General features: G+C 59.2%; 11 protein-coding genes. 6 read left to right on the top strand and 5 right to left on the bottom strand.

Annotated elements, in window-relative coordinates; all coding sequences use genetic code 11:
• Positions 1-12 precede the first annotated feature (12 nt).
• The gene (locus BM229_RS10275) at positions 13-984 is read left to right on the top strand and encodes a hypothetical protein (RefSeq protein WP_093927555.1); all 972 of its coding nucleotides are present in this window, start codon (positions 13-15) and stop codon (positions 982-984) included.
• Between the two features lie 19 nt (positions 985-1003).
• The gene (locus BM229_RS10270; RefSeq protein WP_093927554.1) at positions 1004-2563 is read left to right on the top strand and encodes a phosphate ABC transporter substrate-binding/OmpA family protein; all 1560 of its coding nucleotides are present in this window, start codon (positions 1004-1006) and stop codon (positions 2561-2563) included.
• A gap of 11 nt (positions 2564-2574) precedes the next feature.
• Here BM229_RS10270 and radC read toward each other — a convergent pair whose 3' ends face one another.
• From radC to dnaK, 3 genes are all read right to left on the bottom strand, one after another.
• A complete protein-coding gene (radC, locus tag BM229_RS10265) occupies positions 2575-3336 on the bottom strand; it encodes a RadC family protein (protein ID WP_093927553.1) in 762 nt (253 codons plus the stop codon).
• A 116-nt stretch (positions 3337-3452) separates the two neighbouring features.
• Entirely contained in the window at positions 3453-4601 is a 1149-nt protein-coding gene (dnaJ, locus tag BM229_RS10260; RefSeq protein ID WP_093927552.1) for a molecular chaperone DnaJ, read from the bottom strand.
• A gap of 80 nt (positions 4602-4681) precedes the next feature.
• Entirely contained in the window at positions 4682-6601 is a 1920-nt protein-coding gene (gene dnaK / locus BM229_RS10255; RefSeq protein WP_093927551.1) for a molecular chaperone DnaK, read from the bottom strand.
• 207 nt (positions 6602-6808) lie between these two features.
• Here dnaK and BM229_RS10250 point away from each other — a divergent pair, with 207 nt between their 5' ends.
• Positions 6809-7411, top strand: a complete 603-nt coding sequence (locus tag BM229_RS10250; RefSeq protein WP_093927550.1) for an alpha-ketoglutarate-dependent dioxygenase AlkB family protein — start codon at positions 6809-6811, stop codon at positions 7409-7411.
• A gap of 51 nt (positions 7412-7462) precedes the next feature.
• On the opposite strand, the gene BM229_RS10245 is transcribed toward BM229_RS10250, so the two are convergent.
• Positions 7463-8071, bottom strand: a complete 609-nt coding sequence (locus BM229_RS10245) for a COG3650 family protein (RefSeq protein ID WP_139226276.1) — start codon at positions 8069-8071, stop codon at positions 7463-7465.
• A complete protein-coding gene (locus BM229_RS10240) occupies positions 8068-8892 on the bottom strand; it encodes an ABC transporter permease (RefSeq protein WP_093927548.1) in 825 nt (274 codons plus the stop codon). The genes BM229_RS10245 and BM229_RS10240 overlap by 4 nt, the downstream gene beginning before the upstream one ends.
• A 116-nt stretch (positions 8893-9008) precedes the next feature.
• Between BM229_RS10240 and cysQ the strand changes: the two genes are divergently transcribed.
• Genes cysQ through BM229_RS10225 form a run of 3 tightly spaced genes read left to right on the top strand, consistent with a single transcriptional unit; the run spans position 9009 to position 11880 of the window.
• Positions 9009-9806: a 3'(2'),5'-bisphosphate nucleotidase CysQ gene (cysQ, locus tag BM229_RS10235; protein ID WP_093927547.1), complete on the top strand. Its 798-nt coding sequence runs from the start codon at positions 9009-9011 to the stop codon at positions 9804-9806.
• Positions 9806-10606, top strand: coding sequence for a 3-deoxy-manno-octulosonate cytidylyltransferase (locus tag BM229_RS10230; protein ID WP_093927546.1), 801 nt, complete (start codon positions 9806-9808; stop codon positions 10604-10606). The genes cysQ and BM229_RS10230 overlap by 1 nt, the downstream gene beginning before the upstream one ends.
• A complete protein-coding gene (locus tag BM229_RS10225; RefSeq protein WP_093927545.1) occupies positions 10603-11880 on the top strand; it encodes a glycosyltransferase family 2 protein in 1278 nt (425 codons plus the stop codon). Before BM229_RS10230 ends, BM229_RS10225 begins: the two co-directional genes overlap by 4 nt.
• Positions 11881-11923 lie beyond the last annotated feature (43 nt).

The raw sequence follows: 11923 nt of genomic DNA, 5'->3' as shown, positions 1-11923 counted from the left end.
AGGAGACTTGTCATGCGCCGCACCAAAGAAATTCTGACCACTGTCGGTACTCTGGCCTGCGCCGTAGGCATCGGCTTTGTCATGCAAAGCTCTGACACTGCCGAACAGCGCTATGGTGCGGCCGAAAAGCAGCGCCCTGTGGCGAGCAATGGCGCGTTGCTAGAAGTTGAGGGCATCACCCTAACTTCTGCCACCCTTGACAGTGAAATCGCTCTTCCGCTGCCTGACGCGCAGGTGACCAAGGCCGCCGCCCCGCAAGGTCTGCCGCCCGCCCCCGAAAGCCATGGCGTCGCGATCACCGCTGCATGTGACATTACCGCAAATGCTCAGGCCGTTGCAGCGGCGATGGTAAAGTTGGCGCTGGATGCCGCGTGCCTGCCCAATGAGCGGCTGACCGTGCATCACAACGGGATGATCTTCACCGAAGTAACGGATGACAAGGGGCGGTTGAATGTCACCGTGCCCGCCTTGGCCGAAGAGGCGGTTTTTATCTTGGCCTTCGGCAACGGCGATGGCGCTGTGGCGCAAACCACTGTGCCGGAACTGTCTGACTTCAACCGCGTGGTGTTGCAATGGAAAGGCGCCGCTGGCTTTGAACTGCATGCCCGCGAATTTGGCGCGGATTACGGCGATGCAGGCCATGTTTGGTCGGGTGCGCCCCGCGATATGGCAACCGCCGTGCTGGGCGAAGGTGGCTTCATGATCCGCAATGGCGATACCGATGTGGCTGAGCCGTTGATGGCCGAAATCTATAGCTTTCCAGTCGCCGCAGCGGCGCAAGAAGGCGATGTCGCGCTGAGTGTGGAGGCCGAGGTCAGCAAGTCCAACTGTGGGCTTGAGATCGAAGCACAGGCGCTGGAATTGCGTGGCACCGATCAGGTGAAAACCCAGAACCTGACCCTCGCGGTGCCGGACTGTGATGCGGTTGGCAACTTTCTGGTGTTGAATAATTTGCTCCAAGACCTGAAAGTCGCGCAGAACTGACGCAACCGGGTAGGTCTAGATGAACGGGTTGAAACGTGCGGCGATCAGCGCCGCACTTTTGCTTTTTACGGCGGTTACGGGCGCGGCGCAGGATGTCGCGCTATCCTCACGCGATGGCAGCGTCGAACTCAGCGGTACCCTGCTAGGGTTTGACGGGGAATTCTACCGGGTCGAAACCGACTATGGCGAGTTAACTGTCGACAGCAGCGGCGTGTCCTGCGCCGGGCCGGGTTGCCCCAACCTAGAGGATTTCGTGGCCGAGGTGCGCTTCTCGGGCTCCGCCACCATGGGAGCAGTCTTGATGCCCGCGCTGATCGATGCCTTCGCTGCGCGGCAGGGCTATACCGTCGACCGCGAAGACGGCGAAGCGGGGCGTTTTGCGCTGCTGCTGTCGCGTAAGGATGACGGCAAACTTGCCGCCCGGTTTGATTTTCGCGCGACCAATACCAACGAAGGCTTTGCCGATCTATTGGCGGATGAAGCAGATGTGGTGATGGCCCTGCGTGAAGTGCGCCGCGACGAGCGGACCAACGCCCGCGATGCGGGGCTGGGTGATCTGACCGGGACCAACCGCAGTCGGGTCCTAGCACTGGATGCTGTGGTTCCTGTGGTGGCGGCGTCAAATCCGGTGAAACAGATTTCTCCGCTGACATTGGCGCGGGTGTTTGCCGGAGAGATCAAGAACTGGCAGCGCTTAGGTGGTCCAGACGCGCCCATTGAATTGCACCTGCCGACTGTCGACAGCGGGCTGAGCCAAGCGATCGTGGATCAGGTGCTCACACCCGCCGGGCTGGAACTGAGCGCCGATGTCACCCGCCATGCCATGCCCGACGCGCTGGCAGAAGCGGTCGCGCGGGATGTCTTTGCGCTTGGCATCACCAGCTATGCCGAACAGGGGGGGACCGAAGTGCTGACCCTTGGCGGCAACTGCGGTTTTGCGCTGGATGCCGCACGCCGCACGATCAAGACCGAAGATTACCCGCTGACCGCGCCGATGTTTCTCTATTTCCCGGCGCGCCGGCTGCCGCTAATTACACGCGAATTTCTCGCCTTTACCCGCGGCCCATCGGCACAGATCGTGATCCGTAGGGCCGGGTTCGTGGATCAAACACCCGAAGAAATCCCGGTAGAGGAACAGGGCAATCGTTTTGCAAATGCGATCATCACCGCCGGTGTCGAAACCCCGCTGGAAGAGTTGCAGCGCATGACGGCGACGCTTGTGCCGATGGCGCGGCTCACCACCTCCTTCCGGTTCGAGGCCGGGTCGATCCGGCTTGATGCGCAGTCGCGGTCCAACGTCCAGCAATTGGCCCGCGCGTTGGAGCAGGGCCAGTATGACGCGCGGCGGTTAATGTTCGTGGGGTTCAGCGATGGAGAGGGGGCCGCAAGGGCCAATCGTGAAATCGCGCTGCGCCGCGCCGAGGCGGTGCAACGTGCGGTCAGCGCTGCTGCGGTGACCGCCAATCTGTCGCGTATTGATCTGTGGGTGGATGCCTTTGGCGAAGCAATGCCGATTGCCTGCGATGACAGCGAATGGGGCCGTCAGGCCAACCGTCGGGTTGAGGTTTGGGTGCGCTAAGGGGCGCGTGCCTAAAGGTGCCCCTCGCTCCGGAAACTTAGCTCGCGCGATTTGCCGATGATTAGGTGATCATGCAGGGTTAACCCCAAAGCGTCACAGGCGGCGGCGACTTGCCGCGTCATGTCGATGTCCGATCTTGAAGGGCTGGGATCGCCCGACGGGTGGTTGTGCACGAGAATGATTGCGCTGGCATTCAGTTCTAACGCCCGTTTGGCAACTTCGCGCGGGTAGACCGGCACATGATCAACGGTCCCCTTGGCCTGTGCTTCATCCGCGATAAGGACGTTCTTGCGGTCCAGATAGAGGACGCGAAACTGCTCCATCTCCAGATGGGCCATGGTGGTGTGACAGTAGTCCAGCAAAGCATCCCAAGAGGACACGATATGCCGCTGCAGCACCTTCGCACGGGCCAATCGCTGGGCTGCAGCCTCAATAATCTTTAGTTCGACAATCACCGCTTCGCCGATGCCTTTGATATCACGCAGGCGCGGTGCGGGTGCTGTGATGACGCGGTTGAAGTCGCCAAAATGGTCCAGCAATTCGCGGGCGAGTGGTTTCACATCGCGGCGGGGAATGGCTCGGAAAAGAACAAGTTCCAGCATCTCATAATCCGGCATCGCCGCCGCGCCCCCTTCGATAAAGCGGCAGCGCAGGCGTTGCCGGTGATCTGCGATATAGGAGGGTTGTTTGCCTGTGTTAGACGGCGCATTTCGCGTCTCGTCCAGCAGATAGGGCAGGGGCTGGTCAGCCAAGGTTCTCGGGGCGCGGGTCATGCCCAGAGTTTCGCGCCAAAGTGGTTAGTAATTGATTAACGGGTAATTAAAAGTTCTTTCACCATGTTTAGCCGTGGCGAAAAAGGGAGCCGCATCTGTCGCGGCTCCCTCAGATATCAGCCTTTCATCGAATCCCAAAAGGATTTGACGGACGAGAAGAAATTGCTGCTTTCCGGGTTGTTGTTATGGGCTTCGCCCTCAAACTCCCGCAGCAGTTCTTTCTGACGGCCGGTCAGGTTCACCGGGGTTTCCACCGCCAGTTCGATAATCATGTCACCCACACCACCGCCACGTAGCGGCGGCATGCCCTTGCCGCGCAGACGCATCTGACGGCCCGATTGGCTACCTGCGGGAATCTGCACGCGGCCACGGCCTCCGTCGATGGTGGGCACTTCGATATTACCACCCAAGGCGGCTGTGCTCATCGATACGGGAACGCGGCAGAAGAGGTTCGGCCCGTCACGCTCAAAGAGTTCATGATCGGCCACCTCGATAAAGATATAGAGGTCCCCCGACGGTCCGCCGCGCATGCCCGCTTCGCCTTCACCGGCAAGCCGGATGCGGGTGCCGGTTTCGACGCCTGCGGGGATGTTGACCGAGAGCGTGCGCTCTTTCTCAACACGGCCCGCGCCGCGGCATTTCTTGCAAGGGTTCTTGACGATCTGACCCATGCCAGAGCAGGTGGGGCAGGTGCGTTCAACAGTGAAGAAACCCTGCTGCGCACGAACTTTACCCATGCCCGAACAGGTGGGGCAAGTTGTCGGCTCTGCGCCGCCCTCGGCACCGCTGCCGTCACATGAATCACACTGGACAGAGGCCGGAACTGTGATCGACTTTTGCATGCCCGAGAAGGCATCTTCGAGCGAGATGCGCAGGTTATAGCGCAAGTCGGCACCGCGTGCGGCACGGCGTCCGCCGCCGCCCCCACGTTGGCCCATGAAGTCACCGAAAAGATCGTCAAAGACGTCGGAAAAGGCCGAAGAGAAATCGCCCTGACCGCCGCCCATGCCGCCGCCGGGACGCCCGCCGCCCATGCCACCTTCAAAGGCGGCGTGGCCGTAGCGATCATAGGCCGCTTTCTTGTCGTCGCTTTTCAGCACGTCATAAGCTTCGCCCACTTCTTTGAACTGGGCTTCGGCGTTTGGATTGTCTTTGTTGCGGTCGGGGTGAAGGTCTTTGACCTTGCTGCGGTAGGCCTTCTTGATCTCGTCGGCAGAGGCCCCTTTGGCAACGCCAAGCACCTCGTAGTAGTCACGTTTTGCCATGGGTTATCATGCTCCTACGCTGGAACGTGATGGGCCGGCCCGTCTGACGGACCGGCCCTTTCACAGGTTCCGTTTCACGCTTACGCGCGCTTGTCGTCGTCCAGATCTTCGAACTCGGCGTCGAGGATGTCGTCGTCGCCACCCTGCGATTGCTGAGCATCCGAAGGCTGCGCCGTATCGTCGTTGCCTTCCTCCTGAGCGTTCTTATAGATGGCTTCGCCCAGTTTCATTGCTGCTTCGGTGACGTTCTGGATGCCGGATTTGATCTTGTCGGCATTGTCGGTTTCCAGTTCGTCTTTCAGCGCGGCAATGGCCAGTTCGATCGCTTCGACGGTGGTCGGATCGACCTTGTCGGAATGCTCTTCCAGCGACTTTTCGGTCGAGTGGATCAGCGATTCCGCTTGGTTTTTCGCTTCGATCAGCTCGCGACGGGATTTGTCCGCCTCGGCGTTCTCTTCCGCGTCTTTCACCATCTTGTCGATATCCGCATCCGACAGACCGCCCGACGCTTGGATCGTGATTTTCTGCTCTTTGCCGGTGCCTTTGTCGAGCGCGCCCACGGACACGATGCCATTGGCGTCGATGTCAAAGGTCACTTCGATCTGCGGCATACCGCGTGGGGCAGGCGGGATGTTCTCAAGGTTGAAGGCACCGAGCATCTTGTTGTCGGCAGCCATCTCACGCTCACCTTGGAAAACCCGGATCGTCACAGCGTTCTGGTTGTCTTCGGCGGTCGAGAAGACCTGAGACTTTTTCGTCGGGATCGTGGTGTTACGGTCGATCAAACGGGTGAAGACACCACCAAGGGTCTCAATGCCCAAGGACAGTGGGGTCACGTCGAGCAGAACCACGTCTTTGACGTCGCCTTGCAGAACACCGGCCTGAATGGCGGCACCAAGGGCCACAACTTCGTCAGGGTTCACACCCTTGTGCGGCTCTTTACCGAAGAATTTGGTCACTTCCTCTGCGACTTTCGGCATACGGGTCATACCACCGACCAGGACGACTTCGTCAATGTCGGAGGCCGAGAGACCGGCATCCTTCAGCGCTGCGGCGCAGGGCTTCATCGACGCCTTGATCAGGTCACCCACAAGGCTTTCCAGCTTGGCACGGGTCAGCTTCATCACCATGTGCAGCGGCGAGCCGTCTTTGCCCATTGAGATGAAGGGTTGGTTGATCTCGGTCTGGCTGGAGGAGGAAAGCTCGATCTTCGCTTTCTCGGCCGCTTCTTTCAGACGCTGCAGCGCCATCTTGTCTTGCGTCAGGTCAACGCCGTTGGCCTTTTTGAACTCATCCGCAAGGTAGTTCACGATGCGCATGTCAAAGTCTTCACCGCCGAGGAAGGTGTCGCCGTTGGTGGATTTCACTTCGAAGAGGCCGTCGTCGATCTCAAGGATGGTCACGTCGAATGTACCGCCGCCAAGGTCATAGACCGCGATGGTTTGCGTGTTCTCTTTGTCGAGGCCATAGGCCAGCGCGGCGGCTGTCGGCTCGTTGATGATCCGCAGCACTTCGAGACCGGCAATCTTGCCGGCGTCTTTGGTCGCCTGACGCTGGGCGTCGTTAAAGTATGCGGGCACGGTGATAACCGCCTGCGTGACTTCCTCACCCAGATAGCTTTCTGCGGTTTCTTTCATCTTACCAAGGATGAAGGCCGAGATTTGGCTAGGGGAGTACTTTTCACCACGGGCCTGAACCCATGCGTCGCCGTTGCCGCCATCAATGACGTTGAACGGCATGTTCTTTTTGTCTTTGGCCAGATCCGCATCGTCGTTGCGGCGGCCAATCAGGCGCTTAACGCCGAAGACTGTGTTTTCCGGGTTGGTGACTGCTTGGCGTTTCGCTGGCTGGCCGACAAGGCGCTCATCGTCGGTGAAAGCAACGATCGACGGCGTTGTGCGCGCGCCTTCAGCGTTTTCGATCACACGCGGCTGGCTGCCATCCATGATGGCGATACAGCTGTTGGTGGTGCCAAGGTCAATACCGATTACTTTGGACATGTTTCGATCCCTCTTTGAATCTAAGGCGATGACACGAGACGCGGACCCGTTTTGGCATCCTGCCCCGATCTGTTGACATCGAAGACCACGTGCCTTCGACGGTTCGGAGCGTATATAGGGAGGGTATTTGCACCCTGCAACCATTGGCTGGTCAGGATGGTCGCGATTCCGTGATGTTTTTGCCAAACGAGTGAGGAAGAACGAAAAATGACTGCTTTGCGCCTGCGGGGCTTCGATATTCACAAGGAATTTCTGGGCAGGGTCGCTCAGCAGGAGGTGCTGGACGCGGTACGGGGCGTGGTGCGGCAGGCGCCGTTTTTTCGCCCCGAAGTCCCGCGCGGTGGGCGCATGTCGGTCCGGATGAGCGCGGCGGGGCGCTATGGCTGGTTCTCGGACCGGCGCGGCTATCGTTACGTCACCGAACATCCCGATGGCCAGCCATGGCCCGAGATCCCCGCACCGATTCTGGCGATCTGGGACAAGTTGACGGGGTTGGAACGCCGTCCCGAATGCTGCTTGATAAACTACTACGATGCCGATGCGCGCATGGGGCTGCATCAGGACCGGGATGAGGCCGACTTTCAGTGGCCCGTGGTCTCGGTCTCTCTGGGAGATGACGGATTGTTTCGGATCGGCAACCTGACGCGCGGCGGCAAGACGGAATCGATCTGGCTGCAGTCGGGCGATGTGGTGGTGATGGGCGGTGATGCGCGGTTGACCTATCACGGGGTGGATCGGATCAAGCCCGGCACGTCGACGCTGCTGCCCAAAGGGGGGCGGATCAATCTGACGCTTCGGGTGGTGGAGTGACGTTTTCTTTTAAAGAAAACGGAGACGGACTTTTTTGAAAAGTCCGTCGTTTCAGCGGCTGAGCGAACAGCATCCCGTTTGATGTTGCCAGCCGTCATTTCCTTGCAAGAGGAGGTCGACAGAAAGCCCATAGGCGCGGTCTGACATGCCGTCACTACAGGCGCGGGTCGACAGTGTGGCGATCGCCGCGCCCTGCGGCTCCTCACCAATCAAATGAAAGCTGTCACGCCGTCCCTGCGCCGCCCCGGACTGCGTGATGCGAAAATCGCGCGGGCTGTCCGCCAGTGCATCATAGCTCAGCGTTTCGCCGGTCACGTCGAAGGACCAGAACGGCTCCGTCCCCCCACAGCGCGCCACGGGTGGCATCGCACCAGCCCATTGCCCCGGTTGCCGGGTGAGGTAGCGAAGGGAGACCCAGCCGCGCCCTTCGCCGCTGTTTACCAAGCCCCAGCCGTGGTGGTCATCGGGGCGGATCACTTCGATCCCTTCCGCATCGGGCGCAAGGCTGCCGATAATCGGCGCGGCAGCATCAGGCGCTTGTCGGATGTTCAGTGCATCATTCTCTGCCACGCCGCTCACGTCATACAAGGCGGGCCATGCGTCCTGTGTTGCGGTGGCAGGAAGCGCCCAGAGACAAAGGAGGACGGCCAGCAGTCTCATCGCCGCGCGTTCCAACTGATCGAAGCATGGCGGCGGGTATAGAATTCGCCCATCAACCCGATCATCAGCAAGACAAGCCCCACCCAAAGCGGATACTCCCAATTGCTGTAACGCGGGTTGTAGTTGATGAAGGCGAATCCGCGCGCTTGATCAATGCTGTGGAATAGTGGGTTCCAGTCAAACATCGCCAGCATGTAGCCGGGCAGAGAGTTGGCCAGAAACATCTTGCCTGAGGCGATCATATTCGCCCGCTGATAGACGGTTGAAAAGATCGTCACAAAAGAGGGAAACCACGGTTTAATCGCCAGCATCACCAGCCCAAGCGCGCAGCCAGTAAACCATGCCGTCAGCAACATGCCAAAGGCGGGGATTGGCTGATCAATGGTGATCGGCGTGAAGGCCACATGGTAGATGAACAAGATTACAAAGAGCGACAGCACCTGAATATAAAGTGCCCCCATCGCCGCCGATGCGATGGCAATAATCGTATTCATCGGCGCGTGTTGCATCATCGGGCTGGCCGGCCCTTCAGACCCGACGACGGCCCCCAGTGCCTTTACATGCGTCAGGTAAAGGAAGATTCCCGACATCAGATAAACAAGGAAATCGCCTCGCACCGCCGATCCGCGCATCCCGAGGATCGAGAACATCACGTAAAAGGCCACCACAAACAGTACGGTTTGCAGCATGTTCATTACAATGGCGACGAGGGCATTGTTGTGCTGTTTGCGGACGTTGCGCACGACAGAATGGTAAATGAGCTCTGCCATAGAGAGGGCAGACCCGATGCCGGATTTCCGTTTTCTGTTGGATTGGAACATGCGCGCGTCCTTGACGAAGCCCTAACGTGGCACGGAATTCTTGCTGTTCCGTTAGCTGCACAGCATAAGGGAAACGATTAATTGAAGCAACGACAGCCCGCAGGGCCGGAGGCAAAATGGATTACGAGAAATTGGTCGCAGAAATGCGGCGGTTGGCATTGGAAGCCGGAGATAAGATCATGGAGATCTATGGTCAGGATGATTTCGAGGTGAAGTCAAAGTCTGACGACAGCCCCGTCACCGCCGCCGATGAAGCCGCTGATGCGATCATTTCGGAAGGACTGCGCCGTGCGTTCCCCGACATGATGTTGGTGACGGAAGAGCAATCTGTGACCCATACCGCCAAGGGCGACACGTTTCTAATCGTCGACCCGCTGGATGGAACAAAAGAATTTGTTCACCGCCGGGGGGATTTCACAGTGAATATTGCATTGGTCGAAGGGGGCGTTCCTACACGCGGTGTGGTCTATGCGCCTGCCAAGTCGCGGATGTTCTTCACCCAAGCCGACGGTCAGTCTGTCGAAGAAACAGGCGATTTCGCCAAAGATCAGTTGGGAGAGACCAAGGCAATTTCCGTCTCTGATCCAGACAATTCTGCCCTGATGGTTGTCGCCTCTAAATCGCACCGCGATCAGGCGACCGACGATTACATCGGCAAATACGGTGTGCGTGATATGACTTCGGCAGGTTCTTCACTGAAGTTCTGTTTGGTGGCAACGGGCGAGGCTGACCTCTACCCGCGTCTTGGCCGCACGATGGAATGGGACACTGCAGCTGGCCATGCGGTTCTGAACGGTGCCGGGGGCGACGTGGTGCGTTTTGATGATCTCATGCCGCTGACCTATGGCAAAGAAGATTTCGCCAACCCCTTCTTTATCGCCCATGCGCCGGGCGTTGATCTGAAGGCGGGCTGATGTCTGTCCTTGTCGCCATTCCTGCCCGCTATGCCTCGACCCGCTATCCCGGCAAACCGCTCGTCGCACTTACCGGTGCGTCGGGCAAAAAGCAGTCACTAGTTGAGCGAAGCTGGCGGGCGGCCTGCGCCGTGTCTGGCGTGGACCGCGTTGTGGTGGCCACCGATGACGACCGCATCCGCGAAGCTGCCGAGGGTTTTGGCGCTGAGGTGGTGATGACCTCGGAAACCTGCGCCAATGGCACCGAGCGCTGCGCCGAGGCGCATGCCGCGCTGGGTGGTGGATATGATATAGTGGTGAACCTGCAAGGCGATGCACCGCTGACGCCGCATTGGTTTGTCGAGGGGCTGGTGCAGGGACTGAAAGACATGCCCGAGGCTGAAATCGCCACCCCCGTTCTGCGCTGCGATGGTGCCACGCTTAACAGTCTGCTGGGCGATCGCAAAGCAGGCCGGGTCGGCGGCACGACGGCGGTTTTCAGTGCCGACAACCGGGCGCTCTACTTCTCGAAAGAGGTCGTTCCCTATACCGGAAAGCCCTATCCAGAGGCTGAGATGACCCCGGTTTTCCACCATGTCGGCGTCTATGCCTACCGGCCTCAAGCCTTGGCGCAATACCCAAGCTGGCCTGTCGGTCCCTTGGAGCAGTTGGAAGGGCTGGAACAGCTTCGTTTCCTTGAAAATGGCCGTTCGGTGCTTTGTGCCGAGGTTGAAGCGAAAGGGCGCGAGTTCTGGGAGTTGAACAATCCCGAAGATGTGCCGAAGCTCGAAGCCATGATGGCGAAAATGGGATTGGAATGACAACCACCCCCGTCAATGGCGCGCTGGGAAACGGTGTGCGGGTCAGCATCGTGATTGTCAGCCGGAATCGGCCTGAAGCATTGCGGCGCTGTCTGACGGGGGTCGGGCAGCTTCAGTATGCCCCTTTCGAAGTTATCGTTGTGGCAGATCCTGCCGGGATCGCCGCGGTGCGTGATCTGCCCTTTACCGACGCATTGAAATTGGTGAACTTTGATACAGCCAATATCTCTGTCGCGCGTAACCTTGGGATCGCGCAGGCCGCGGGAGAGGTCGTCGCCTTTATCGACGATGATGCCATGCCAGAGCCACTATGGCTGCGCCACTTGATGGCCCCAGCGGCGCAGCCCGACGTAGCCGCCATGACCGGCTTTGTTCGGGGGCGCAACGGGATCTCCTTTCAGTATCGTGCGCGCCAGCTAAATGCGCTGGGTGAGCCGGAACACTTGGACGTTGACGCCGAAACCCCTAGCGTTATGCTTCCTTCGCCCAGCCGGGCGATCAAAACCGAAGGCACCAATATGGCCTTTCGGCGTGATGTCTTGGCCGACCTCGGTGGGTTCGACCCCGCCTTTCACTATTTTTTGGATGAGACCGATTTGAACATGCGCCTCGCGCGGGCGGGGCATGCCACGGCAATTGTGCCTTTGGCCGAAGTCCACCACGGGTTTGCGGCTAACCAGATGCGCAGTGCCAACCGTGTGCCGCGCGATCTGTATGATATCGGCGCCAGCTGGGCTGTGTTTCACCGCAAACATCTGCCTGAGCAGGATCGCGCTGCCCAATGGGCGCATTTGCGCGCATCTGAACGCCGCCGGTTGTTGCGCTATTTGGTGAGCGGCGGGCTTGAACCGCGCGATGTCACCCGGCTGCTGCATAGGCTAGATAAGGGCCACGCCGAAGGAATGGAGCGCGTGATCGGCAACAGCGCCGTACCACGCGACGCCCACAGCGCATTTCGCCCATTTCCTGCTTGTCTGCGTCGCAGCGTGGCGATGTTCACGCGGCCTATAAAACTGGCCAAGGACCGAGCAAAAGCCGCAAAGCGCGCCGAATCTGGCGAAATCGTCACTCTATTCAGCCTGTCACCCACAGCCCTTTATCACCACGTTGCCTTTGACCCGATCAACGCTATCTGGCTGCAAACTGGTGGAATATATGGAAAATCTTCACGGGATGAAGCGGTTTTTCGCTTAACTCGGCGGCAGGATCGGCTGAAAAAGGAAGTCAGGCGAGTTGCCAGACAGCGCGGTTTCAGCGATGATACTTGCCGGTAGAAAAGCGCAGGTGAGAATTGACCGTGGCGTTCTGTATATTTCG

Source organism: Sulfitobacter dubius, assembly GCF_900113435.1.
Lineage (GTDB): Bacteria > Pseudomonadota > Alphaproteobacteria > Rhodobacterales > Rhodobacteraceae > Sulfitobacter > Sulfitobacter dubius.
This window is presented reverse-complemented; position numbering and strand designations above follow the sequence as displayed.